Annotated in this window: 25 protein-coding genes; 6 read left to right on the forward strand and 19 right to left on the reverse strand. The window is 68.6% G+C overall.

Translation table 11 applies throughout. From position 1 onward, the window contains the following. Nucleotides 1-62 precede the first annotated feature (62 nt). From AC6LJ5_RS19360 to AC6LJ5_RS19370, 3 genes are all read right to left on the reverse strand, one after another. Nucleotides 63-731, reverse strand: a complete 669-nt coding sequence (locus AC6LJ5_RS19360; RefSeq protein ID WP_392413576.1) for a secretin and TonB N-terminal domain-containing protein — start codon at nt 729-731, stop codon at nt 63-65. 135 nt (nt 732-866) lie between these two features. After that, entirely contained in the window at nt 867-2,102 is a 1,236-nt protein-coding gene (locus AC6LJ5_RS19365) for a cyanate transporter (RefSeq protein ID WP_498141332.1), read from the reverse strand. A gap of 4 nt (nt 2,103-2,106) precedes the next feature. Then, on the reverse strand, nt 2,107-2,580 hold the full coding sequence (locus AC6LJ5_RS19370) for a nucleoside deaminase (protein ID WP_498141333.1): 474 nt from the start codon (nt 2,578-2,580) through the stop codon (nt 2,107-2,109). A gap of 169 nt (nt 2,581-2,749) precedes the next feature. On the opposite strand from AC6LJ5_RS19370, the gene AC6LJ5_RS19375 reads away from it, so the two are divergent. Continuing rightward, entirely contained in the window at nt 2,750-3,637 is an 888-nt protein-coding gene (locus tag AC6LJ5_RS19375) for a LysR family transcriptional regulator (RefSeq protein ID WP_498141334.1), read from the forward strand. On the opposite strand, the gene AC6LJ5_RS19380 is transcribed toward AC6LJ5_RS19375, so the two are convergent. The 14 genes from AC6LJ5_RS19380 to AC6LJ5_RS19445 all read right to left on the reverse strand — a co-directional run bounded on the left by AC6LJ5_RS19380 (nt 3,624) and on the right by AC6LJ5_RS19445 (nt 17,565). Beyond that, nucleotides 3,624-4,589 carry a Bug family tripartite tricarboxylate transporter substrate binding protein gene (locus AC6LJ5_RS19380; protein WP_158658504.1) on the reverse strand — a complete coding sequence of 322 codons (966 nt, stop codon included), beginning with the start codon at nt 4,587-4,589 and terminating at the stop codon, nt 3,624-3,626. The two genes, AC6LJ5_RS19375 and AC6LJ5_RS19380, sit on opposite strands and share 14 nt — an antisense overlap. Before the next feature lie 61 nt (nt 4,590-4,650). After that, nucleotides 4,651-4,995 (reverse strand): carboxymuconolactone decarboxylase family protein, encoded by a 345-nt coding sequence (locus AC6LJ5_RS19385; protein ID WP_103276157.1) that lies wholly within the window; start codon nt 4,993-4,995, stop codon nt 4,651-4,653. A 94-nt stretch (nt 4,996-5,089) separates the two neighbouring features. Continuing rightward, a complete protein-coding gene (locus tag AC6LJ5_RS19390) occupies nt 5,090-6,286 on the reverse strand; it encodes a mandelate racemase/muconate lactonizing enzyme family protein (RefSeq protein ID WP_392413585.1) in 1,197 nt (398 codons plus the stop codon). A gap of 172 nt (nt 6,287-6,458) precedes the next feature. Continuing rightward, nucleotides 6,459-7,049, reverse strand: coding sequence for a cysteine dioxygenase family protein (locus AC6LJ5_RS19395; RefSeq protein WP_233772566.1), 591 nt, complete (start codon nt 7,047-7,049; stop codon nt 6,459-6,461). 149 nt (nt 7,050-7,198) lie between these two features. After that, on the reverse strand, nt 7,199-8,251 hold the full coding sequence (locus AC6LJ5_RS19400) for a hypothetical protein (RefSeq protein WP_498141335.1): 1,053 nt from the start codon (nt 8,249-8,251) through the stop codon (nt 7,199-7,201). Nucleotides 8,252-8,761: 510 nt separating this feature from the next. Continuing rightward, the gene (locus AC6LJ5_RS19405; protein WP_103276161.1) at nt 8,762-9,436 is read right to left on the reverse strand and encodes an NUDIX hydrolase; all 675 of its coding nucleotides are present in this window, start codon (nt 9,434-9,436) and stop codon (nt 8,762-8,764) included. A 163-nt stretch (nt 9,437-9,599) separates the two neighbouring features. Then, the gene (locus AC6LJ5_RS19410; protein ID WP_498141336.1) at nt 9,600-11,171 is read right to left on the reverse strand and encodes a nicotinate phosphoribosyltransferase; all 1,572 of its coding nucleotides are present in this window, start codon (nt 11,169-11,171) and stop codon (nt 9,600-9,602) included. 43 nt (nt 11,172-11,214) lie between these two features. Continuing rightward, the gene (locus AC6LJ5_RS19415; RefSeq protein ID WP_103276163.1) at nt 11,215-12,090 is read right to left on the reverse strand and encodes a ribose-phosphate pyrophosphokinase-like domain-containing protein; all 876 of its coding nucleotides are present in this window, start codon (nt 12,088-12,090) and stop codon (nt 11,215-11,217) included. 148 nt (nt 12,091-12,238) lie between these two features. Beyond that, on the reverse strand, nt 12,239-13,165 hold the full coding sequence (locus AC6LJ5_RS19420) for a SphA family protein (protein ID WP_103276164.1): 927 nt from the start codon (nt 13,163-13,165) through the stop codon (nt 12,239-12,241). 104 nt (nt 13,166-13,269) lie between these two features. Continuing rightward, complete coding sequence (locus tag AC6LJ5_RS19425; RefSeq protein ID WP_498141337.1) at nt 13,270-14,088, reverse strand: polysaccharide deacetylase family protein; 819 nt, start codon at nt 14,086-14,088, stop codon at nt 13,270-13,272. 71 nt (nt 14,089-14,159) lie between these two features. After that, the gene (locus AC6LJ5_RS19430) at nt 14,160-15,038 is read right to left on the reverse strand and encodes a fumarylacetoacetate hydrolase family protein (protein WP_498141338.1); all 879 of its coding nucleotides are present in this window, start codon (nt 15,036-15,038) and stop codon (nt 14,160-14,162) included. Nucleotides 15,039-15,122: 84 nt separating this feature from the next. Then, entirely contained in the window at nt 15,123-16,112 is a 990-nt protein-coding gene (locus AC6LJ5_RS19435; protein WP_498141339.1) for a PDR/VanB family oxidoreductase, read from the reverse strand. Further along, a complete protein-coding gene (locus AC6LJ5_RS19440) occupies nt 16,105-16,338 on the reverse strand; it encodes a ferredoxin (protein ID WP_498141340.1) in 234 nt (77 codons plus the stop codon). Before AC6LJ5_RS19440 ends, AC6LJ5_RS19435 begins: the two co-directional genes overlap by 8 nt. A 6-nt stretch (nt 16,339-16,344) precedes the next feature. Next, on the reverse strand, nt 16,345-17,565 hold the full coding sequence (locus tag AC6LJ5_RS19445) for a cytochrome P450 (RefSeq protein WP_498141341.1): 1,221 nt from the start codon (nt 17,563-17,565) through the stop codon (nt 16,345-16,347). Between the two features lie 301 nt (nt 17,566-17,866). Here AC6LJ5_RS19445 and AC6LJ5_RS19450 point away from each other — a divergent pair, with 301 nt between their 5' ends. Beyond that, a complete protein-coding gene (locus AC6LJ5_RS19450; protein ID WP_158658505.1) occupies nt 17,867-18,796 on the forward strand; it encodes an AraC family transcriptional regulator in 930 nt (309 codons plus the stop codon). 319 nt (nt 18,797-19,115) lie between these two features. After that, a complete protein-coding gene (locus tag AC6LJ5_RS19455; protein WP_498141342.1) occupies nt 19,116-19,874 on the forward strand; it encodes a SapC family protein in 759 nt (252 codons plus the stop codon). Nucleotides 19,875-19,992: 118 nt separating this feature from the next. Here the strand turns inward: AC6LJ5_RS19455 and AC6LJ5_RS19460 are convergent, their stop codons facing one another. Both AC6LJ5_RS19460 and AC6LJ5_RS19465 read right to left on the reverse strand, forming a co-directional pair. After that, a complete protein-coding gene (locus AC6LJ5_RS19460) occupies nt 19,993-20,409 on the reverse strand; it encodes an Aq_678 family protein (protein ID WP_498141343.1) in 417 nt (138 codons plus the stop codon). 220 nt (nt 20,410-20,629) lie between these two features. Then, the gene (locus tag AC6LJ5_RS19465) at nt 20,630-22,132 is read right to left on the reverse strand and encodes a sigma 54-interacting transcriptional regulator (RefSeq protein ID WP_199771078.1); all 1,503 of its coding nucleotides are present in this window, start codon (nt 22,130-22,132) and stop codon (nt 20,630-20,632) included. A gap of 339 nt (nt 22,133-22,471) precedes the next feature. Between AC6LJ5_RS19465 and AC6LJ5_RS19470 the strand changes: the two genes are divergently transcribed. The 3 genes from AC6LJ5_RS19470 to AC6LJ5_RS19480 form a co-directional block, all read left to right on the forward strand. After that, nucleotides 22,472-23,872, forward strand: a complete 1,401-nt coding sequence (locus AC6LJ5_RS19470; RefSeq protein ID WP_498141344.1) for a GntP family permease — start codon at nt 22,472-22,474, stop codon at nt 23,870-23,872. Between the two features lie 22 nt (nt 23,873-23,894). Continuing rightward, on the forward strand, nt 23,895-24,686 hold the full coding sequence (locus AC6LJ5_RS19475; protein WP_103276174.1) for a 3-hydroxybutyrate dehydrogenase: 792 nt from the start codon (nt 23,895-23,897) through the stop codon (nt 24,684-24,686). Between the two features lie 49 nt (nt 24,687-24,735). Then, a partial coding sequence (locus tag AC6LJ5_RS19480) for a CoA transferase subunit A (RefSeq protein ID WP_498141345.1) occupies nt 24,736-25,219 on the forward strand: 484 nt, incomplete at its 3' end.

Genomic DNA, 25,219 nt, shown 5'->3' on the forward strand with positions numbered 1-25,219 from the left:
CCGGTCCCTGGCATGGCGGACCGGGATGGCGGTCCTGGCGGAACGCGTCCGCGCTCTTGCCGTTATGCAAGACAGTCTCCGGTGGCCGCGGCCTGCCCAGGCCGGATCACAAAGGTGATGGGCTGGCCCACGCCCGGCGGCGCGGCCTCGTCCAGTTTCAATCGTCCCAGCCGCTGCGTCAGCAGCTGATCGCGCTCGGGCGAACCCGTGGAATCCAGCAGGCGCACGCGCCGCACCTGGCCGCTGTCGCCGAACCACAGGCTGACCGCCGCGCGGTAGCTGCCCGGGCGCACATCCGGGTCGCCGCAAAGCAGCGCGCGCATGGCGGCCTGCAGCTTGCCGTAGTAGCGCTGCCGCGCCGCCAGCGTCTCGGCCGGCCCCGGCGCGGCTGTCGCCACGGCGGCGAGCGTGAAGGTGTCCGGCGAGCCGTAGCGCGCCTGCAAGCCTGAATCGCCCAGCATCAGCCGCAGCGCCGATTCCGCCGTGTAATGCCCCGCCACGCCGCGCGAGCGCCTGCCCGCGACCAGCCCGCTGTCGTACAACCCGGAATGTCCGGTGCTGGCGGTGAAGCGCTGCAGCGCCTCGGCCAGCGGCAGCGCCGGGATGTCGAAGAAGCGCAGGCCCTGCGCGTCCCCGGCCGGCGCCGCCTGGCCGCGCGCCGCCAATGCCGCGACGAGCAGGAGGCAACGAGTCAGGAACCGCGCGCCGCGCGCGCCTCGAAAGTGAGCCATGGCAGGAATAGTCGAACATAGCCGTCGATGCTCACCGCGAGGACGGGAGGCGCCAGTGCTGCCGCAGCATAGTCCGGGCATGTGACCGGTACATGACGCGTCACGGCGCGAAGCCCGCGCCGCCGGCCGATGACCTCAGGAACCGCCGGAGCCCGCCCGCGCCGCGTCGGCGCGCGGCGCGGCCATCGCCCTCGCATAACTGGACGGCGCGGCCCGCAGATACAGCGCGGCGACGACGGCGACGCAGGCCAGATGCAGCAGCCAGCCGTCGCGAAAGCCCCCGGTGGCCTCGCGCAACGCCGCCACGATCCAGGGCGGCGCCGCCGCGATCAGGAAGCCGCCGCCCTGCACATAGGAAGACAGCACGCCGGCGCGCAGGGGATCCGGCAGATGGTCCAGCGCCACGATCAGCGACAGGGCGAAGCAGCCGCCCAGTCCCGCTCCCAGCAGCATGGCCCAGGCGATGGGCGCCGCGTCCGGCCGCCACGCCAGGGCGGCGAAACCCGCCGCCTGCAGGACCAGGGTCAGCCACAGCCAGGGCCGGCGGTCCTCGTGCTTGCGGGCCAGCACCGGCAGCAGCAACGCCGCGGCCGCCTGGCATACCGTCAGGGCCGCGAGCAGGCTGCCGCTGGCCGCCGCGCTCCAGCCCCGCTCCTGATAGAACGGCGCCAGCCACGCCACCACCGACGAATAGCCGCCGTTGACCAGGCCGAAGCAGGCCATCAGCAGCCAGACGCGCGGCCGCGCCAGATAGGTCGCGGCCGCCATGCGGCCGGAGCGGACGGCCTCGTCGGGCGGCAGGCTGCGCGCCGCCAGCGCCAGCGCGAGCAGCGCGGGCACGGCCATCCAGGCCAGGCCGATGCGCCAGTCGCCGCTGGCGGCGGCCGCCAGCGGCGACAGCTGCGCGCCCAGCGCGCCGCCCGCCATCAGCATCGACGAGTACAGCCCCATGACCACGCCGACATGGCGCGGGAACTGCCGCTTGATGATGCCGGGCAACACGGCCTGCACCACCGCCGCGCCCAGGCCCAGCATGGCGGCGGTGCCGATCAGCTGCCAGCCGGCCGAGGCCCACAGCCGCAGCGATGAGCCGACCGCCAGCAGCGCCAACGCCAGCAGCACCGCGCGCCGGCCGCCAAGGCGCGCCTGCACGGCCGGCCCCGCGAAGGCCACCAGCCCCATCAGCAGCATGGGCACCAGCGTCAGCAGCGACATGCGCTTGAGATCCAGGCCGGTGTGCGCGCCAATATCGGCGGCCAGCGGGCCGATGCCGGCGATGAAGGGCCGCAGGTTCAGCGCCACCAGGGCGATGGCGGCCAGCAACAGGCCGGCGGGCGCGGGGTTCCCGGCCCGGGTTCCTGCACGAGTCATCGCTTCATGCCCGCCGGTGGATGGCCTGCTGCCATTGCGCATACAGCCCGGGCCCGCCCTGCTCCGGCACCGGCACGTGCCGGATCCGCATGGACTGCTCTTCGAAGGGCTTGGCCAGATCGGCGTAGACCGCCGCCGTGGACAGCCCGTAGGGCGCGCCGTCGTCGTTCGAATAGGCGTAGGCCACCTCGCGGATGCCCGCCAGCCGCATCGCCGCCATGCACATGGGACAGGGATGGCCGCTGGCATAGACCGCGCAGCCGCTCAGGTCAGGCGAGCCAAGCTTGCGGCTGGCGGCGCGCACGGCCATCAGCTCGGCATGCGCGGTGGGGTCGTGCGAGGTCAGGATTTCATTGACGCCGGTGGCCAACACCTGGCCGTCGCGCACCAGCACCGCGCCGAAGGGACGCCCGCCGGCGGCGATGTTGGCGCGGGCCAGCTCGATGGCCATGTTCAGGAAATGCAAGGTATCGCTCATGTTTCTGCTCCCGGTTCGCGCGGCGACGGGCAAGCGGCGTCCGCGCCGTCGTCCGTGCTGTGGTTCGTGCTGACTATAGCGAGCGGGAGTAATATTTAAAAATTAAATATTCAGATAGACCATATCCATTTTCTGCATGCCATGGCATGTGGAAGGTCATCACGCCGCCATGCTAGATCCGCGACTGTTGCGTTCCTTCGTCGGCATCATCGACGCGCAGAGCTTCACCGCCGCCGCCGACCGCCTGAGCATGACCCAGTCCACCATCAGCCAGCAGCTCGCGCGGCTTGAGGAACAGGTCGGCTCCGCCCTGGTCGACCGGACCGCGCGGCCGATCGTGGCCACGGCCGCCGGCGAACGGCTGCTGGGCTATGCCCGCAGGATCCTCGCCCTGCAGCAGGAGGCGCAGGCGGCGCTGGGCGATCCGGCCGGCACCGCGCCGCTGCGCATCGGCGTGCCCGAGGACCTGGTCAACGCGGCGATGGCCGCGACCTTCCGCGATTTTTCACGACGCCATCGGGAAATCCATCTGGACGTGACGGACGGCCTGAGCCGCGATCTCACCCAGCGCTACCGGGGCGGGGAATTCGATATCGTCATCGTCAAGGAAGCCGCCGCCGGCCCCGACTGCCGGTCCTCGTTCCCGGAACCCATGGCCTGGTTCGAAAGCCTGAACGCGCCGCGCGCCTGGCCCGCCCCCGTGCCGCTGGTGACGTTTCCGCCCGGCGGGCTGTATCGCGACGCCATGTTCGAGCGCCTGGAGCGCGAGCGGCTGCGCTGGTACAACGCGTTTTCCGGCAGCAGCCTGCACAACGTGCTGATCGCGGTCGAGGCGGGCATCGGGCTGTCGCTGCTGCCCCGCAACGCCGTGACCGGCTATCGCGTCCGGCCCTATGCGCGCTTCCCCGCCGAGGCGCCGATCGTGGTATCGATCTACGCCAGGGAACGCGAGGGCATCGTGGGCGAGCTGGTGGAGCTGCTGCAAACCGTATTGGAGCGCAGACAGGGCGGCGCGCCCGGCGCGAAGGCACGCCGCCCCGCGCTCAGTCGGCGTTGACGCCCAGCGCCGGGATGGCCTGGTCGTAGAACGCGAGGTCGGCGTCCAGCTTCTTCTTGAACGCGGCGGGCTCGCTGCCGACCGCCACGCCACCGACCAGGGCCAACCGCTCCTGCATCTCCGGGCTGCGCAGGATCTGCATCACCGCCTGCGCCAGCCGCGCCGAGATCTCGGACGGCAGCGCCGCTGGCCCAAGCAATCCGTACCAGGCGGACACTTCATAGCCCGGCAGCTGCTCGGCGATCGCCGGCGTGTCCTTCAGGAACGGCGAGCGGCTGGCCGTCGTCACGCCGATGGGACGCAGCTGTCCCGCGCGGATATAGGACAGCGCCTCGCTTTGGAACACCAGCGACGCCGTGCCGCCGATGACGTCCGAGATCGCCTGCGTACCGCCCTGATACGGCACGCTGACGATCCGCACCTGGGCCATCTTCTTGAAAAGCTCGCAGGCCACGAAGGGCGAAGCACCGATGCCGGAATGGGCGCAGCTGAGCTGGTCCGGATGCGCGCGCGCGTAGCGAATCAGTTCAGCCAGCGTATCGATGGGCAGCTTGGGATTGACCGCGAGAAAGTTGGGGATTTCCACCAGCTGGCTGATTGGAGTCAGGTCGCGTTGCAGGTCGTACAGGGGCTTCTTGTAGAAATACTTGTTGAAGACGTTGGCGGTCGTGCCGAGCAGCAGCGTGTAGCCATCCGGCTTGGCGCCGGCGACCTCGCGGGTGCCCAGCATGCTGCCGGCGCCGGGCTTGTTCTCGACGATGATGGTCTGCCCCAGCTCCTTGGCGAGCTGCTGGGCCAGGCTGCGGCCCAATGCGTCGGCGGTGCCGCCGGCGGTGAAGGGCACCACCAGCCGGATGGGCTTGTCCTCCGGCCACGCGGCCTGCGCCAGCGTCGAGAGGCTGGCCGCGCAAGCGAGCCCGATCAGTTTCAGCAATAGGATTGCCGGTTTCATGTCTTTCCCCTTGTTGTGCCTGGGCGCGCGACCCCGCCGCGCCGCCATTGCCGATGCCGGTCTACGCCTGCTCGAACTGGTTGTAGGCCTCCAGCGCGCGGGCCGAATACACATAGGCCGCGCCCGCGTTCAACGCGATGGCCGTGCCCAGCGCCTCGGCGACCTCCTGCTGACTGGCGCCGGCCTGCCTCGCGGCCGCGGCATGCGAGGAAATGCAACCGTCGCAGCGGGTCGTCACCGCGACGGCCAGGGCAATAAGCTCCCGGGTCTTGGCGTCCAGGGCCTGGCCCTCGCCCAGCGCCCGGTTGAGCCCGGCGTAGGCCTGGACCACGGCGGGGTTGGCCTGCGCCAGCGCTTTGGCGCCTGTCCGCAAGTTGGCCAGTTGATCCGTCCAGTTGTTCATCATGGTGCTTGCTCCTGAGAGAGAGGATGGGCGCTGCGAATGAGCGCTGCATGGCCGCGCCCCGGGGAAAAAAGGTAACGGGAACCCGCAAGCCGGGTCAGTGCTTGCGCGCATAGATCAGCCCATGCGGCTTCGGCGGATGGGCGCGCAATGCGGCTTCGTCGGGTTCGGTGCCCCACCCCGGCCGGTCGGGCACGATCAGGTGTCCATCGCGGTACTGCGGCGCGTGCGTGAACAACGCGTCGTCCCAGGCCAGGCGATCGATATCGGTTTCCATGATGCGGAAGTTCGGCACCGCCGCCGCGAAGTGCGCGTTCATGAACGTGCACAAATGCCCATAGAAGTTGTGCGGCGCGACGTTGACCTCGTGGATATCGCACAGGTCGGCCATCTTCATCGCTTGCCATGCCCCGTTCCAGACGGTGTCGATGATGGCGACATCCACGGCCTGCCGCCGCAGGAAGGGCAGCAGCTCGCGCCCGCCGAACAAGGTCTCGCAGGAACTGATGGGAAAACGGCTCTGGCCGCGAATGAACGCCAGCGCGTCCGGGCTGTAGCTGTCCAGCTCGACCCAGAACAGGTCGAAATCCTGGATCGCGCGCAGGATCTTCAGATAGCCCTCGGTCTTGGCGTGGAAGTTCAGGTCGACGAGGATGTCGATGTCATCACCGGCGCCGCGCCGCAGCGCTTCCAGCGTGGCGCGCAGATTGCGGATCACGCGGCGGTCCACGTTCAGCTCGGGCGAGAACGGTGAGGAAAACCCGGGCCGCCAGGCGAAGGACGGGCCTTCGTCGTGGATGAACAGGTTTGTTTTCAATGCAGAGAAGCCGCGCTCGCGCACCTGGGCCGCTGCCGCCTCGACGCCGGCCAGGTCCGTGATGGCGGGGCCATAGTGCTGCGGATGGTTGATGCGCCATGCCGGACAGTGCGACCAGTACACGCGCAACGCATCGCGCACCTTGCCGCCCAGCACCTCGTAGCACGGCACGCCCAGGCGCTTGGCATGGGCGTCGAGCAGCGCGTTTTCCAACGCGCCGATGCCTTCGCCCACGACCCCGCCCGCTGCTGGCCGGGTGCGGGCGTAGACATCCGCGTGGAAGCGCTGCGGCCCGGCATAGGACTGCCCGACGATGGCGCCCGCCAACTGCGCGATCACCGCCGACACGCCGGGTGATCCAAAGCCCTCGTCGTATTCGCTCCAGCCGGTCACGCCGGCATCCGTGCTGACCTTCACGAAGTGGTAATTGCGCCAGCCGGCATCGCAGGCCAGCGTTTCGACAGCGGTGATCTTCATCCTCTTCCCCTTTGCATGCGTCCCGTGCGTCAGGATCTTGATTCCCTATTTCTTCCAGCCATTCTCAGCGCCTTTCCCGGGCAGCGAAACTGACACTTTGAACAGGGTGCGAACCGTGCGCGGGCGCGCGGCGACGCCGGCGATGGCGCACGGGGCTTGCCCGCCGCGCGCCTCAGTCCAGGCGCGCGAACCCGGCCGCCGCCGCGTCGGCGTTGGCGTATCCCGAAACGAAGGCGCGCCGCGCGCCGGTATCAACGTCGTAGACGTGGCGCGGGATGCGGCCGATATTGCCGCCGTAGATGTGGATGCTGATCGAGACCCGGTCATCGCAGGCATTGCTCACGCGATGGATATCGCCCAGTCGCGGCGACACGCGGTCGACATCGCCCGGCAGCAGCACGGACTCGCCCAGCAGCCGCATGGGCGCCGCGCGTTCATAGCGCTCCGCGCGCTCGGCGCCGCGCAACATGGCGATGACGCCCCAGGTCATGTGATCGTGAATCGGCGTGCGCTGGCCGATCCCCCAGACGAAGCTCACCACCGAGTAGCGTTCGCGCGGATCGCAATAGAGCAGGTATTGCCGGTAGTGGACGGGATGCGGCCGGGCGGCCGTCTCGGGCAGCCAGTCATCGCGGGACACGAGCCGCCGCGCCCCGTCTTCTACCCGGTCTAGCAATGCCGGCGGGTCGAGCCGCGCGCGGAGCGCGGCATCGACCGCGCCGAGGAACTGGTTGAAAGCCGGCTGTTGCGCAAGCGTCGTCATGGCTGGTGCCCCCGTCATCGCCGATGCGGGCGCGCCGCCGCGCCCTGATCAAGCGAGGCCAGAATATCACCGGAAGCCGGCCATCAACCCATTATTCGGGATCTATATCCTATTTTTTGAGACTCAATTACGTATCCCGCCAGCGCCCCTTACTTCCCCTTGCCCAGCGACAGCGGCACGCCCCAGATCGGATCTTCCATGCCCTGCCTGCCCAGCGGCGTGATCTGCATGGGCTGCATTCCGGACAGCATCTCGCGGTGCTTGTCGCTGACGTTCACGCGCCGCGCGATCAGCTGCTGCGCGAACTCCATCGGCGCCGGGCGGGTGTAGACGGTCAGGTTTTCCAGCGGACATTCGATCATCTTGGGATCGACCGCGCGGCAGGCCGGCTGGCGGAACTTGTAGCTCGGCGTCTTCAGGTGCATGCGCTGGCTCAGCACCAGCTGGCCGCCCTTCAGCGTGAAGCTGGCCAATGCCTGCGCCGGCGGGATGCGCGCCTGCACCTTGATCGCGGGAATGTCGCGCGAATCGGTCTGTTCGTAATAGCCCGCCGGCATGCCCGCCGAGGTCTCGTTGTATTGCTGCTCGCCCCAGCTCACGCAGGCGCCCGAGGCCGCGTGCACGGCGGTGCAGACCTGGCGCGTCTTGGTCTGGGTATGCGTGGTGGCGTCGCGCCACGCGGCTTCCCGGTAGAACTGGCGATACAGCTCGGGCGACAGATAGGCGGTGCCGTTGGCGCCCCGGCCCGATCCGACCGGCCCGCTGCGCGCGCCGACCTGGTCCAGCAGGGCGTTGAGCTTGTAGTCGTCGCCGCCGGTCAGCAAGTACTTCCCGGGCGGCAGGATGTGCACCTCGAACGCGCCGAACAGATAGGTTTCCTTGGGATCGCGCTTCAACGAGTTGGTCTGGAACTTGCGGCTGAAGGTCACCCTGGGCTCCTTCTCGTGCATCCAGATCACGGTCGGGGTCCATTGCGTCATGGTCAGCGCGTCCTTCAGCGACGCGTGCGGCATGATGTCGGCCACCAGCACCACGGCCATGTCGTCCTTCAGCGCCTCGCCGATCAGGTCGAGCAGCTGCGCGTAGCGTGGGTCGTCCATGGTGCCTTCCTTGCTCGTCATGAATGACGGGCTGACGCAGCCCGTCAGGGTCAGCGTGAGCGTCAGGGCGGTCAAGGCGTGGCGCGGTCGCGGCAGGGTCATGGATCGGTCCTTGGTGGCAATGCGTGATGGAATCGTCGAGCGCGCATCCTAATGGCCGGGGTCCGGATCACAAAGCGTGCGCTGCGCGCTGAAACATGGCCCGTCGCGCCTGCCTGGCGCCGCGCTGCCGCGCGCGGCCTGCCGTGGATGCGGGGCATCGCCAGCGCTGGCAAGGGCCAGGACGGCTTCGCGCCGCGCGGCTGGCGGCCCGAGACCCTCGCGCTGACGCGAAAGATATTGTTGCGATTGTTTCTCGTCTGGCACGCGCGACGTGCCTCGCGCGCGACGCGGAACCGCGCTTCCAGCCCAGCGCGAGGCCCGCCTGCCCGAGCTGCCGCCGGCACATGCCATCGCTGTCGGACGATGCCGGCCTGTGCGAACGTTGCGACGAGGTGCGGGCGCCGGCCGGCAAGACCCTGGCCTGAGCGCGCGGCCGCGCCGGCGGCGGGCGCGGCGCGGGCCCTGGCGCTGGCGTAGCGCCGTCCGATCCCGCGCTACGGCGACGCCCGTTCAGCGCGCCAGATTCTGGCCGAAGTCCGTCAGGGGCTCGGCCAGCCGATAGGCCTGCGCCGGCCGGTAGGCCGCCGGCACGATGCGGGTTTCCCTGAGCGCGCCCGTTTCCAGGATCTTGCGGCGGAAGTTGGCGGCATTCATGCGATGCCCGGTCACGGCCTCGAAGGCCGCCTGGACCTGGGGAATGGTGAATTCGTCGTGCAGCAGATGCGCGACGATGGACGTATAGGCCGACTTCGCGCGCAGGCGCTGCGCGGCCAGCGCGATCAGGCGGTTGTGGTCGAACGCCAGCGCCGGCAGCGCCTCGATATCGTGCAGCGTGATGCGGCCGTCGTCCGCCAGCGGTTGCAGCGCGTCGGCGGCATGCAGCGCCAGGTACACCACCGACGCGGACCAGCCGCGCGGATCGCGCGCGGGGCCGGACTCGGTGCAGGCCTGCTCCAGATGGGCCGGCTCGAAGCCCAGCTTCTCGCGCAGCACGCGGCGGGCGGTCTGGTCCGTATCGGCGTCTGCGTCGACGCGCACATAGCCGCCCGGCAAGGCCAACTGGCCCTTGAACGGGGCCGCCGCGCGCGGCGCCAGGGCCACGTGCAGGCGCTGATCGATCAGGGCAAGCAGCGCCACGTCCACGGTCAGGATGGGGCGTTCATGGGCGGTGGCGGTCTTGGTCATCCCGGGGCTCTGAAGAGGTCGAGGGACGGAACCGCATGCGCCGATTCCGCCGCCTCTGTTTGCGCGGATGTCTCGTCGCGCAAGTATGACAGGCTTGTTTTCAACATGCGACAACGTCGCGCGCCGGCCCGCCAGCGGGCGGCGCCAGGGCGCGCGGCACCGCTCAGCCGCCGTTGCGCAGGCGGGCGCGGATCTCGGCCAGCGTGTGCTCGCGCACCAGCTTGCCGTCGACGAACACGTCTTGCAGCAGGCCGCCGGCCTCCTGCTCGGGCGTCTGGCGATCATGCAGCACGTAGTCGTCGCCCTCGCGCTCGACGCGCAGCAGGCCCACCGCCGACTTCTTGGTGCCGCTGTCGGTCTTGGGATCCTTGGACAGCTCGCGCGCCTCGCCATTGACCATGCCCCAGGTGGCCTTCATGGCCATGCCGAAGCTGTCGCGGGTCAGGTACTGATAGCTGTAGGAGCCGACGCCGAACACGCAGTTGGTCGAGGCGTAGCCCTTGATCCGCAGGCGTTCCAGGATCCGCTCGGCGCGGCTCAGCGTGATCGAATCGCCGTAGATCAGGCCCACGCGCGGGTGCAGCACGCGAAAGCCCTTGGCGGTCAGGTCGCCGCCGAAGAGGTCCCACAGGCATTCCACGGCGCCCTTGCGCTCGGCCTCGGTGATCTTGCCGCCCGTGTCCTTGACGGTGTACATGCCGTCCGCGTCGGCATCGCCCGCCAGCTCGTCCGGCAGATAGCCCGTCAGGATCTTGACCGGATCGCCGGAATCCGGGCGGAACACCACCTTGGCCTGGCCCAGCGCATTGGGCGCGCGCGCCAGGATCTCGTCCTTCAGCGTGGCGGCGTACTCGGTGATGACCTGCCAGAAGTCCCAGGTGTCGGACACGATGGACACGATGCCCGAGGGATAGACCTCGGTGATCAGCCGGCGGAAGGTGCCGATCTCGTCCAGCTTGCCGCCCATGCTCATCACGCTGTGCTCGGTCGCCGGCACGCTGCCGCCCACCAGTTCGCGGTCGGAATCGGCGCCGTAGTACTGCTCGGCGTAGTCGATGGCCGCCACGGTGTCGGTGCCCGTGAACGAGCACAGGTGGGCGAAGCCGGCGCGCATGGAATCCTCGGGGCCGGACAGGCCGCGCGCCGAGAAATCGTGCGCCTGCCAGTCGATGAAGGCGGCATCGGCGCCGGTCAGGTCGGCGTAGGCTTCCAGCAGGCGTCGATATTCATGTGCGATGGTGGCCACCGTGATCGGCTTCCAGTTGAAATTGGACAGCACGGTTTCCAGGTAGTTGGTCAGCCAGGCGAATTCCTTGCGGGTTTCGCGCACCGTGAACAGCGGCACCTTGATGTTGACGCGCGACCCTTCGGGCAGCGCCTTGATGCGCACGGGCAGGTAGCCCAGGTCGTACAGGGCCGCGATGTGGTCGACTGGCACGGCGCCCGGGCCCAGGGCGTTGTCCATGCGGCGCCGGTACTGGCGCACGGCCTGCGCCTTGGGCAGGCGGAAGAAGCCGGCGTCGAAGGCCTGGATCAGGAACTCCTTGACGAAGCCCTGCAGGCCCACGAACACCACCTTGCCTTCGAACGGCGCCAGGCCCGAGCGCAGCACGGGCGCCAGCCGGTCGGAACGCGCCGTGAAGTTCGAGTAGACGCTCTCGGTGCCGGCCGGGTATTGGAAGATGTGGCCGCTCTTGTAGAAGTCGATCTGGGTCAGGGGATTCAGGGTGGACATGGTTCTGCTCGACTGGGTGGGGTTGTTCAGTGTGGATTCGGATTCACGCCGCGATGGCCGCCTGCGGCGCCGCGTCGATGGCCTGGAAGATGTCGCCGCGCGGCGTCCAGAGCGCGGGGTCGCGCGGATAGGCCGTGTACAGCCTTGCGTAGTCCCGCAGCGGCGCCACGCCCTTGGTGCACAGGCCGTGCGTCACGTACAGGCCCAGCGGCCGGTCGCTGTGCCGGCGCAGCAGCGCGGCCAGCGCGACGAAGGTGCCGCCGCCGTCGCAGATGTCGTCCACCACCAGCAGCGGCAGGTCCGGAACCTCGTCCAGCACGCGCGCGCCGCTAAGCTTGCCGGTGGCGGTATTGCGCAGCTTGGCGCAGCACACCACCGGCGCGCCGAAGCGTTCGCCCAGGGCCAGCACGCGCTTGTGCGCGCCGGCATCCGGCGCCACCAGCGCCACGCCGCCCGCGAATTCAGGCAGGGCCAGCACCTGGCCCAGGAAGCCCTCGGCCGATTCGATCTCGACGCGGTCCAGCAGCGCCGGCGCGACCGTGCTGTGCGGATCGGCCACCACCACGCGGTCGAACTTCATGGCGTTGATCAAGGTGCAGAACACCTTGACCGACAGCGGCTCGCCCGCGACCGTGACACGGTCCTGGCGCGCATAGGGCAGATAGGGCAGCCGCAGCGTCACGGCCGCGCCCTCGCCCGCCACGCGGCGCAGCGCGTCGTTCAGCAGCAGCAGGTCCATGACCGCGTCCGAGGAATAGATGCGCGCGTCGATGGTGTAGGCGCGCCCGGCTCCGCCCGCGCCCTCGCCGATCCAGACATGGCGCTCGCCGCCGGGAAAGCCGAGGAAGCGGACCGGATGCGCGACGGCCTGGCCATCGCCGCCGGCGTAGGAAAGTTCGATGCGGGAGAAGTCGGACATGATGTTTAGTGTTTATTGCGATTTACGATTAAGTATAGCGATGCGCGCGCAGATGTCAAATCCCGTCCCGGTCACGACCGGCTCAATGCAAACGCCCCGCGCCTCGTCTGCGACGAGGCGCGGGGCATGACGTGATCCGGGCGGATCGCTAGTTGAACGCCTTGTTGAAGAACAGATAGGCGGCGTTGGGCGCCAGCGAGTTGCGCGTGAACACGGAGAACTGCGCCTTGAACTTGACGCTGCATTTGCAATCGGGAATGTTGTACGCGACCACCGGCCCGACCGCCGCGCTGGCGAAGCGATTGCCAGGTACACGCTGCCCGTTCAGCCGGTCATCGGCGATCTGGCGCGCGTAATAGCCCGCCACGCCCAGCTGCCAGCGGCCGACGACCTCGCTGACCGCCATGTCCACGTCCAGCACCATGCCGTTCCTGTAGCCGGTCGCCGAGTTCTTGCGGGCGATGTCCAGGAAATAGCTCATGCTGAATTCGGTGCCGTCGCCCAGGAAGTTCGGTCCGGTCAGATAGGTGAAGGCGCCGTTCGGAATGTAGTAGAGCGTATTGCGTCCCGTGGTGTACAGATCGCTGGTGTTGTACTTCCCGGTGGGCAGCACCATCGAATAACCCAGCTTCATCGTCAGGCCGCGCGGCCGGCCGCCCTCGACCTCGCCCAGATGCCTGCTCCACATGAGGACGTCGGTGTAGATGTCGTTCATGCCCTTGAAGCTCTGGTGCTTGCCGTTGACCTTGATGCTGCCCCAGCCGTAGCCGGTGGCCACGGAACTGCCCAGCGTGCCGCCAAACAGCTGCCCCGGATAGACGTAGAGCAGGCCGAATTCCGCGATTCCGCCCGGCAGCCTGACCGAGGTCGTGGGGCTGCGCCCGTCGTTGTCGTAGAACTTTTCCCCCAGCGCGCCGACGGCGATGACCGAACCGTACAGGCCCGGATGCGGCGGCAGGTAGGCGCTCTGTATGTCCGTGCCGCCGACCGGACCGCCATAGGTCACGCCCTGCGCCGCCAGCGCGCCGCGCGCGCAGGCCCAGAGCAGCATGCCGATGAAAATGAAATGCCTCATGGTTTGTCTCCCTTGTATGTGTGTTTTGTGTGTGGCAACTGCTTGAATGGCGAGGACCGCGATGCCTGCCGCCCTCGCCGACGAACGGACGAAGCCGTCCGAAATCAGTCCGTGGGCGCCCGGGCGCCTATCGACTGCGTCGCGGCATCTCTCGCCAGCGCAAAGCGCGACGCCCCGAAGTCGGCGACAAGACGCCGCATGAAATCCTCGAAACCGAACCAGGCCCGGTTCCCGGACGTGAACGGATGCACGACCAACACCCAGGGCTCTTCGGGACGCGTGGTTTCGTGCGCGACGGCTGCCCGATACAAGCGGTCATAGCCGGCGGCCGCGTCCAGCGTGCCGAAGATCCCGCCGAAGCGCGGATGGATGACAGCGCCGTCGATCAGCGCGGGATCGGTGGGCAGCACCACCACCCGCGCCGGCGATGTTGCCGTGACGCCGGACGCGATCGCCTCATCGGTCGCGCCGGACAGCGCCCGCGACACGTAGCGGATGCCGTGCGCCGCCAGCACCTCGTCGGTCCAGGGATTGATACCCAGCCCCGGCGGCCGGAATCCCGCCGGCGTCTGCCCCGTCAACCCGCGGATGCTCGACACGGCCAGCTGGATCAGGCGCTCTTCTTCGTCGCGCGAGGCGATGCCCGTCCACATTTCGTGTTTCCAGCCGTGCACGGCGATCTCGTGCCCGGCCGCATGCCAGGCCAGCAGCTCGTCCGGATGCAGCACCGCCGCATAGCCTTCCGCGAAGTAAGTGCAGCGGATCTGCAACTCATCCAGCAGCTTCAGGATGCGCGGATGCCCCAGCTCCAGGCCGATCCGGTTGTAGGCGGCCCACTCGGCGGCGGGAATGCCGGCGGGACAGGGCCAGGGCAGCAGGTCGCCGGCCGCGCCGCCGAAATTGTCGAACGTGATGCACAGCATGATTGAAGGTCCAGGTTGAGATGAACAAGCGCCGCCCCGCGTAGTGGCGGCGCGCAATGCGCCGAGACCGCTCAGGCGCCGGCGGACTGCGCCGCCACCACGCGGTTCTCGATATCGCCAATGCCTTCGATCCGCATGCGCACGACGTCGCCCGGCGCCAGGAACTGCGGCGGCTGGCGCGCGGCGCCGATGCCGGCCGGCGTGCCGGTGGCCAGCACATCGCCGGGCTCCAACGTCATGGCGCTGCTCAGCTCCTCGATCTGCTCGAAGATGTTGAAGCGCATCTCCGCCGTATTGCCGTCCTGCCGCAGTTCGCCGTTGACCCAGGTGCGGACACGCAGCGCGTGCGGATCGGCGATCTCGTCGGCCGTGACCAGCCACGGCCCCAAGGGCCCCAGAGAATCGAATGATTTCGCCAGCGTGATGGTCGGGCTGCGGTGATGGCGCTCGCGGATGCTGGCGTCATTGCAGATGGTGTATCCGGCGATGTAGTCGATGGCGTCGCGCGCCCGCACGTTGCGGCAGCGCCGGCCGATGACCACCGCCAGCTCCACCTCGTAGTCCAGCGTCGACATGCCCGGGGGAATGACCAGCTCATCGAACGGTCCGGCGATGCAGGATGCCTGCTTGTTGAACCAGATCTGGTGTTCGCCGGCGCTGACGTTCAGATGGGCGATCTCCCGCAGATGCGAGGCATAGTTGCCGCCGATGGCCAGGAACGCCGACGGCCGCCGCAGCGGCGGCAGCAGCCGCACGGCGGACAATGGCAGGCGCGCCGTGGCTTCTCGCGCCAACAGCGCCAGCATGCGCCACGAGGTCCCCTGCCCCGGCAGCCAGTCCGCCAGATCGGCCGACAGGGCCGGCAGGCCCGCGGTCACGTCAATCACCGTGTCCGCCTCGACCACGCCCATGCGGTCCCGGCCGCCCTCTCGAAACATGGCAAGTTTCATCCTATCTCCCCAGCATGTGATGACGTGCGCCCGGCGGCAGGCCGGCGCGCGAACGCCCTGATGTTCAAAGCCACGTCCGCCGCCTCATAGATCCAGCGTGAGCAAGGCCGATTTCGCCCGCGAGACGCAGGGCAGGATGACGCCGTTGGATGCGCGTTCCGCCTCCGACAGCACGTCGTCGCGATGATCGGGAATGCCGTCGATGACCCGCGTCATGCACATGCCACAGACGCCCTGCTCGCAGGACAGCGGCACATCCACGCCGGCGCGGACGAGCGCGGCGGCGATCGAGCAATCCGGCGGCACCTCGACGCGCCGGCCGCTGCGCGCCGCCAGCACTTCGAATGCGCCCGCCGCCACGGACGGCGCCGGCGGCGCACGGCTCGCGCCGAAACGTTCGTAGTGCAGACGGCCGGCCAGCGCATGCCGCTCGGCCAGCGTCACGGCATCGGCCAGCATCGCGTTCGGGCCGCACAGATAGACGTGCTGGTCCGCGTCCAGGCCGGCGAACAGCCTGCCCAGGTCCAGCCGGCCGGCTGCCGGATCGTCGTCGAAGTGGTAGCGCACACGATGCCGGCAGGCGCCGGCGTCGAGCCGGTCCAGGAACGCGGCGGCGGCTCGGCTGCGCGCGCAGTAGTGCATCTGGAAATCCAGGTCGCGCCGCGCCAGGTGCTCCGCCATGGCGATGATGGGCGTGATGCCGATGCCGCCCGCGATCAGCACCACGCGCCGATGCTCGGGCGACAGGGCGAACAGATTGCGCGGGCCGCGCACCCGCAGGGGCGCGCCGACGGCAAGCGTCTCGCACAGATAGTGCGCGCCGCCATGCGAGGACGAGCGGTGGATCGCCAGCTGATAACCCTCCCGCGCGCCGGGCGGATTGCATAGCGAATAGGCGCGCGCGCCGCCCGGCACCTGCACTTCGACGTGATCGCCCGGCGCGATCTCGGGCAGCGGCTCGCCCTGCTCGCAGGTCAGCGTCAGCGCGTAGATGTCGTCGGCGATCCGATCGCGCCGCGCCAGCCGCATCGGCCGCCAATCCGCCGTCGCGCGGCCAGGAACGCGCTCAGCCATGCGATGCCCGCGCCTGGTCTTCGAAAGCGACTACGTGGATGGCCTGTGTCGGACACTCGCTGGCGGCCTGCGCGATCTCGGCCGCGTAGTCCGCCAGCGGCGCGCCGGGCACGATCCGGGTCCGGTTGCTGTCGTAGTCAAGCGCGAAGACTTGGGGGCACAGGGCCGCGCAGTTGCCGAAGCCGCAGCACATGCCGCTCAGGATTTGGACAGTGAGTTGACTCATGGCCACTCAACCTTGCGGCGCGCGCAGCGCGACCGTCATGCGCAACAGCATCGGGAAGGTCAGGTCCGGCACGCGCTCGAAGCGCGTCTCCGTCAGGCGCATGCCGGGAAAGCGCTGGAAGATCGTGCGCAGCAGCACATCGCCTTCCAGTCTGGACAGCTGCGAGCCCAGGCAGAAATGGCCGCCGCCCGCGAAGGCCAGATGGCGGTTGTCGGGCCGGTCGATCTGGTAACGGTCGGCCTGCGGGAAGCGGGCCTCGTCCCGGCTCGCCGCATGCAGTCCCAGCAGCAGCCGCTTGCCCCGCGCGATGTCCCGGCCGCCGACCGTAAGGGTCTCGGACGCATAGCGATGGATGAAATGCACGGGCGAGTCATAGCGCAGCGACTCCTCCCAGGCGTTGCGGGCCAGGTCGGGCTGCGCCATCAGGCGCGCCCGCTCGCCGTCATGGCTCAGCAGGGCCAGCACCGTGTTGGTCATCGCCACCTTGGTGGTGTGATAGCTGGCGACCAGGAAGCCGATCAGCGTGGTGACCAGCTCGGAGCGGGTCAGGCCGTTGTCGCCGCCTTCGGCGGCCATCAGCGCGCCGACGAAATCGTCCTCGGGCAGCTTGCCCCTGAGCGTGTCCAGCACATCATCCATGTACTCGTAATAGAAGGCCGCCGAGGCATCCGCCTCGGCCAGCCGTTCCGGCGTGATGTCCGATACGCTCAATACCGCGTTCAGGCCGTGCTGCCGCGCGAACAGCTCGCGGGCGTCGGACAGCGGCACGTGCAGCAGCCGACAGGCGATTTCCGCCGGCACCGGGTCGGCGAAGGCGGACACGAAGTCGATCTCGTCCTGCCCTTCCAGCCGGTCCAGGTGCTCGACGATGACCTTTTCCACCCAGCCGCGCATATTGGCAACGGTCCTGGGGTTGAACGCCGGGGTCACGATGCGGCGAATGCGCGTGTGATCCGGCGCGTCGATGTTCGGCAGCGACTCGCGGTAAAAGCGCGCGCCCGCGCCATTGCCGATACGCTCGGGAAACACGCCGGGCGCCTGCTGCACGGTCGCCAGCGGATTGCGCAGCACCTCGTCCACATCGCTGTAGCGCGTCAGGACGATGCAGTCCTCGCCATTGATGTCGATCTCGAAATGGGGAAAGTCGCTTTGCAGGCGACGGTAGGTCGGGTATCGGTCGGCAAGAAAAGCCGCGGACTTGAGGTCGGGGATGTCGGTAGGGCGCATCGCATTCTTCTTGAAATGGGTGAACGATCCGCCGTGCGCCTTGAGTCCCAGCCTGGTGTCTCCTGTGCTCGAAACGTCCGCACGTCGGTCTGGCGGGAGTATGGTTTCGCGCCCCCATGCGAAGGACTCGTTTCCTTGCGCGAAAGCACCACCGGGCGGATGCCGCCGGGGCGGCGCCCAGGGCGGCTCGGGGATACACGGATTGCGCGCGGCGGCCGGCGGTGTTTTCCTTCCCGCAGGGCGCCGCGAATGGATATCGGTGCCGGATGACCCCGCCAGGCGGGATGGATGGAAGACCCGGATGGACCCGATAAGCGCCGCGCTGGACACTTGCCGCTTCGCCGAGATCGAGGCGGGCCAGGCGCAGTCAAGCAGCCCGTGGGCCGTGCACATGCCCGGCGGCGTCTGGCCGGTCTCGCTGTACGTGTTCACCGGCGCCGGCTGCAACCTGTACATGACCCGTTCGGGCCAGCAGAACACATTGCGCGACAAAAGCGTGTGCCTGATCCTGCGCGCCCAGGAACATATCGTCCAGGACGCGCTGCGCACCGCCCCCAACCAGCCGGTCGATCTGCGCAACCCGGCCAATGCCGACCGCTTCCGCACACTCGCCTTCGGCGAGTCGCCCGATGCGGGCGTCACGTCCACGTTCTACGTCGGCATGGCGCCGGCCAAGGGCGCGGGCGCCGCGCTGTTCGACGCGCTGCCCGACGTGCTGCAGCTGGACTTCGACGAGCTGCCCGCCTGGCTGTGCCGCGCGACCGAGGCCATCCGCGACGAGCTGACGCTGCGACGTCCGGGCTTCCGGTCCGTGGCGCTGCGCCAGGCCGAGCTGATCGTGATCCAGCTGATCCGGCATTACATCGCCGCGCACACGCCGCGCCTGCCAGCGTGGATCTCGCTGCCCGAGGATTCGCGCGTGGCGCTGGCCTTGCGCGAATTCCATCGCGACATCTCCCGGCCATGGACGCTGGACATGCTGGCCAGCGCCGCCGGCACCTCGCGCTCGCGCCTGATCGCCGCGGCGCAGCGCGAGCTGGGCGCGGGCATCTTCCACTACATGACCCGCATACGCATGCAGGAAGCCTCGCGGCTGCTGACCGACACCTCGATGGCGGTGGGCAGGATTGCCTGGCAGGTGGGCTACCAGTCCGAAGCGGCGTTCTCGATCGCGTTCAAGCGCTACAGCGGCGAGCCGCCCCGGCGGTTCCGCGAGGGCGCCAGGGCCTGATGTCCGCGACCGCCTTGAAATGATTTGTGCCATGCCTACCGCCAACGCGCGGTTCCGTGGTAGGGTCCGGCACAGCAGCGTCGGTCACGACGCGCTCGGCGCGTGCAGGGATCCGCGGGTGTTGGCGGAGGCGTCCATTTCCAACGGACGCCATCCATCCGGCGATAACGCGGTGCTGACCGTGCCGGCCGGCAACCATCCGGTACTTCAGCGCCTCGGCAATAACTCGCAGCAACTAGCAATCGGAGATGCGAAATCTTCCGATGAAGCAGGCCGTGGCGACGCCAGCCCCCCCACACTCTCTGATTCCTCCGAGACCATGACTACGCAGACTTCGCTCCCCCTGTTCTACGAACAACCCCGGCCCCTGGCCCCCGGCGCGCACGCCAACCTGTCGCTGGCCGGCAATACCGGCTTCAGCTACGCCGCCAAGACCAACGCCGTGCCGCTGGTGGCCACCGAGCTGCCGACCGCCTGCCGCCATTTCCCCATCGTCTTCACCGATGGCGACCAGCCCACTCCTGTCGCGGTGCTGGGCGTGCGCGGCCAGGAAAACCTGTTCGTGGACGCGCAGGGCCAATGGCGCGCCGGCGCCTACATCCCGGCCTACGTGCGCCGCTATCCCTTCATCTTCATGGAGAACGAGGACCGCAGCCAGTTCACGCTGTGCGTGGACGAGAAGGCCGCCTCGGTGGTCGAGGGCCGCGACAACCCGTTCTTCGACGAAGCCGGCGAGCCCACCGACCTGGCGCGCAGCGCGCTGGAATTCTGCCGCGACTACCAGAACCAGCACGCCTACACGATGGAGTTCGCGCGCGCCCTGGCCGAGGCCGACCTGCTGGTCGAGAACCGCGCCGACATCACCCTGCCCGACGGCCAGCGCCTGGCCATGTCCGGCTTCAAGGTGATCGACGAAGCCAAGTTCAACAAGCTGCCGGACGAGGAATTCCTGCGCTGGCGCGCCAATGGCTGGCTGCCGCTGGTGTATTGCCACCTGCTGTCGATCAACACCTGGCCGGCGCTGATCAACCAGCTGCAACCCGCGGCCCAGGCCGAGGAAGCCGCCGCCGAGGCGTGACAGGCGAATCAGGACAAGGGCCGGCGATCATGCCGGCCTTTTTTTCATGTGCACAACGTGAACGAGCCAGCCCCGGCCCGAGCCTGCGAGACCGGCCGGGTCCTGGCCTGCGCGCGCGTCAACCCCGGCGCTCGATGATCTGTCCGCCGCAGTTGGTGAAGCACTGGTCATAGGTCGAGCTGCATTGCAGCTCGCCGATGGGCTGGGAATGTTGCTGCGTATTGAGCAGCACGCCATTGTTCGCGCCGCGCTGGCATGCCTTGCGGTCATCGGCCGAGGTCGCGCCCGCCAGGCAGGTGGCGAGCTGATTGCTGCGCGCCAGCTCCGTCGTGGCCGCCTGCTGCGCGCCGGTCTGGCTGACGCCGGCGCGGCAGGTCTGCCGGGCGACCTCGCAGGTGGCCAGGCACTGCCGGCCGGCCTCGCTGGCGGGCGGAACGTAATCGTAGGTGGTACAGCCGGCCAGCGCGATCGCCAGCAGCGCCGCGCAACGCCGCGCGGCGGGGATGAGGAAGGGCGGGAAAGAGAGGGATGTCATGCAGCGGTGATTTCACGAAAGGATAGTGGAGTCACATTCGTGCAGGCGCGCATCGCGGTCCGGGGCGGATCCGCTTCCCGTCACGCGGGCGCAGGCACGGGCGTACTTGCCCGCGTATCACAGCATGGCGCGCGCCACGGCCTTGCGCTGCCGGGTAATGCATTGTGAAGACTTGTCCCGCCGCCGGCCACGATCTTCACGAACGCGGCGGGGCCCGCCCTCAAGCCGCCGGCTGCGTGGGAATCTGCAGCGCGGCCAGCTTCCGGTACAGGGTCGCCCGGCCAATGCCCAGCGCCCGAGCGGCGGCGCTCACCTGCCCTTGCGCGGCATCGAGCGCGTCCAGCAGGAGCTGCCGCTCGAACGTCCTCATGGCCTCGTCATAGCTCATGGAACCACCGGCCGGCGCCGTCGCGGACACGGCGCTTGCCGTTGCGACGGCTCCCGCCGGCGTTGAAGCCGCCGTGGACGCTCGCCCCTCGCCCAGGAATCGCGCGAGCGCGCGGGCGTCGATGCGCGGCCCGTCCGAGAACATCACGGTACGCTCCAGCGTGTTGTGCAATTCCCGCACGTTGCCCGGCCAGCCATGCGCCTTGAGCAGGCGCAAGGCGGCCTCGTCCAGCTCCAGGTGGCCGGTATGGTGCTGGGCGCACAGCTTGTCCAACACGCTGTAGCTCAGCGTTTCGATGTCGGACAGCCGCTCGCGCAGCGCCGGCACCGGAATCGTCAGCACATTGAGCCGGTAGTACAGGTCGGCGCGGAACCGGCCCTGCGCCACCATGGCCGGCAGATCCATCGAGGTGGCCGCGATGATGCGCACATCGGCGTGCACCACCCGGTTCGAGCCCAGCGGCTCGAATTCCTTTTCCTGCAACGCGCGCAGCAGCTTGCCCTGCAGCGGCAATTGCAGGTCGCCGATTTCGTCCAGGAACAGCGTGCCGCCATGCGCCAGCTCGAACTTGCCGACGCGGCCCTTGCGGTCGGCGCCGGTGTAGGCGCCGGCCGCCGCGCCGAAGAACTCGACCTCCAGCAGGGTGTCCGGAATGGCGGCGACGTTAACGGTGACCAGCGGCTTGTCGGCGCGGCCGGAGGCGCCGTGGATCGCATGCGCCAGCAGCTCCTTGCCCGTGCCGGTCTCGCCGAGCAGCAGCACCGGCGCGTCCAGCGGCGCCGCGCGGCGCGCTAGGCGCTTGACCTCCAGGCTGGCCGGACTGTTGCCGACGAAGCTGGAAAAGTTGTACTTGGCGCGGCGCGCCTGCGCCTGCGCCAGCGACTGGCGCGTGGCGATCAGCTCGGCCTGCAGGCGCGAATAATGGCTGAAGAGCGGCGTCAGCGCCTTGAGCTCGTCGAACAACGCGAAGCCCACCGCCCCGATCACATTGCCCCGCAGGTCGCTGATCGGCAGGCGCGTGACCACCAGCGGGTCGCGCTCCGTCTCCATGATGTCGAGCAGGATGGGCTCGCCGGACGTGACGACCTCGCGCAGCAGGCTGTTGGGGATGACTTCCTCGCAGTCCCTGCCGATGGCGTCCTGCGGGTCGGAGAAACCGAAGCGCGCCGCGTAGTGCTGGTTCATCCAGACGATGCGCGCGTCACGGTCGACCACCACCGTGCCTTCGCTCGACCGGTCCAGCATGTCGAACAGCGACCGCATGGTAAGCGCCCGCACGGATTCGTAGTCGGTCAGCAACTCATTGCCGGCGCGGGGCTCCACGCTGGATTCCATTTCGGCACGCATCGCGCTGTCAGGCACCGCTGTCTCCCGGTTTCTCTATATCGAGACGATCAGTCTCATTATTGATACAGCCTTGCACGCCCGTGTCGCTCTCTGGTGAACAGCGAACAGGCACATTTTCGGGCATGGAGCTTGCGTCCACGTCCCGATATTGGGACGGATTGTACCCAGCGGCGCACGCGGAACCGGGCCTGCCACGCGCCAGGTCCTGGATTTACCGCAAGAAACCTCGCTTTTTCCCAAGCTGGCACGGCTTTTGCTACACGATGTAATCCGCCCCGCGCGGACGCTACACACAACAACGAGCTACACGGAACCATAGGAGACAGTATGTCGTTCCTCATCGTGATCGCCGCCCTGGCGTTCCTGATGCTGGTCGCCTATCGCGGCTACAGCGTCATTCTCTTCGCGCCGGTCGCCGCCCTGGGCGCCGTCCTGCTGATCGATCCCAGCGCGGTCGCGCCGATCTTCTCCGGCATCTACATGGAAAAGCTGGTCGGCTTCGTCAAGCTGTACTTTCCCGTGTTCCTGCTGGGCGCCGTCTTCGGCAAGGTCATCGAACTGTCCGGCTTCTCGGAATCGATCGTGGCCGCCGCGATCAAGTACATCGGCCGCTCGCGCGCCAACGCGGTGATCGTCGCCGTGTGCGCCCTGCTGACCTATGGCGGCGTCTCGCTGTTCGTGGTCGTGTTCGCGGTCTACCCCTTCGCCGCCGAGCTGTACCGGCAGAGCAACATCCCGAAGCGGCTGATGCCCGGCGCGATCGCCCTGGGCGCATTCAGCTTCACCATGGACGCGCTGCCCGGCACGCCGCAGATCCAGAACATCATCCCCACCACGTTCTTCAAGACCACCGCCTGGGCCGCGCCGGCGCTGGGCGTGATCGGCGCGATCTTCATCATCGTCGTGGGCCTGACCTACCTGGAATGGCGCCGCAAGAGCGCCGCGGCCCGTGGCGAGGGCTACGGCACCTCGCTGCTGAACGAGCCCGAGCGCGTCGACACCACCGACCTGCCCAACCCGATCCTGGCGATCTCGCCGCTGATCCTGGTCGGCGTGGCCAACTTCGCGCTGACCCGCCTGATCCCGCAATGGTATGGCGCCCAGTACACGGTCGACCCGCAGGTGATCCCCGGCGCGCAGGCCGCGCTGAGCGTCGCCACCAAGGGCGTCGTGGCGATCTGGGCCGTGCAGGGCGCGCTGCTGCTGGGCATCCTGCTGGTGTTGCTCACGGCCTTCCGTCGCGTCTATGAGCGCTTCGCCGCCGGCACCAAGACCGCCGTATCCGGCGCGCTGCTGGCCACGCTGAACACCGCGTCCGAATACGGCTTCGGCGGCGTCATCGCCGCCCTGCCCGGCTTCATCGTCGTCAGCGACGCGCTCAAGAGCATTCCCAACCCGCTGGTCAATGCCGCCGTCTCGGTCTCGACGCTGGCCGGCATCACCGGCTCGGCCTCCGGCGGCATGAGCATCGCGCTGGCCGCCATGTCCGACACCTTCATCCAGGCGGCCCAGCACATGCAGATTCCGCTGGAAGTCCTGCACCGCGTGGTCGCCATGGCCAGCGGCGGCATGGACACGCTGCCGCACAACGGCGCGGTCATCACGCTACTGGCCGTCACCGGCCTGTCGCACCGCGAGTCCTATCGCGACATCTTCGCCGTGACCCTGATCAAGACGCTGGCCGTGTTCGTGGTCATCGGCGTCTTCTACCTGACCGGCCTGGTCTAGGCCTGAGCGGAGCATCCCCATCATGACCGACATCACCACCAAGCCCCTGACGGGCAAGACCGCCCTGGTCACGGGCTCGACCAGCGGCATCGGCCTGGGCATCGCCCAGACGCTGGCCAACGCCGGCGCCAACATCGTGCTCAACGGCTTCGGCGACGCCCAGGCGGCCGTCCGGCAGATCGAAGCGGCGGGCGTGCGCGCCCTGCACCACGGCGCGGACATGAGCCGTCCGGCCGAGATCGAAGACATGGTCGGCGCCGCCATCAAGCACTTCGGCGCCGTGGACATCCTGGTCAACAACGCCGGCATCCAGCACGTCTCGCCGATCGAGGCCTTTCCCGTGGACCGCTGGGACGCCATCATCGCCATCAACCTGAGCGCGGTCTTCCACGCCATGCGCGCCGCGCTGCCGGCCATGCGCGAACGCGGCTGGGGTCGCATCATCAACATCGCGTCGGTGCACGGCGTGGTCGGCTCGGCCGGCAAGTCGGCCTATGTGGCGGCCAAGCACGGCGTCATCGGCCTGACCAAGGTCGGCGCGCTGGAAACGGCGGACAGCAACATCACCGTCAACGCCATCTGCCCCGGCTGGGTGCTGACGCCGCTGGTCCAGCAGCAGATCGACGCGCTGGCCGCGCGCGAGGGCCTGAGCGCCGAAGACGCCAAGCGCCGCCTGCTGGGCGAGAAACAACCGTCGGGCCAGTTCGTCACCCCGCAGCAGATCGGCGAGCTGGCGCAGTTCCTGTGCTCCGGCGCGGCGGACAATATGCGCGGCGCCGAGCTGAAGATCGACGGCGGCTGGACCGCGCAGTAAAGCGTTTGACCATCAGTAGTCTCGATACCGACAACGAGGAGATAAGGGTATGGACAAGGTTTATGCAAGCGCCCGGGAGGCGCTGGCAGGCATCGTCAAGGACGGCCAGATGATCGCCGTGGGCGGTTTCGGCCTTTGCGGCATTCCGGAAGCGCTGATCGCGGCGCTGCGCGATTCGGGCGTGAAGGACCTGACCTGCGTGAGCAACAACGCCGGCGTGGACGGTTTCGGCCTGGGCCAGCTGCTGAACACGCGGCAGGTGCGCAAGATGATCGCGTCCTACGTGGGCGAGAACAAGGAATTCGAGCGCCAGTACCTGTCGGGCGAGCTGGAGCTGGAATTCACGCCGCAGGGCACGCTGGCCGAGAAGCTGCGCGCCGGCGGCGCCGGCATCCCGGCGTTCTTCACCCGCACGGGCGTGGGCACCATCGTGGCCGACGGCAAGGAGATCCGCGAGTTCGACGGCCAGCAGTACGTGATGGAGCGTTCGCTGACGCCGGACGTGTCGCTGGTCAAGGCGCACATCGCCGACC

This window comes from Achromobacter sp. 1011791174, from assembly GCF_059760925.1.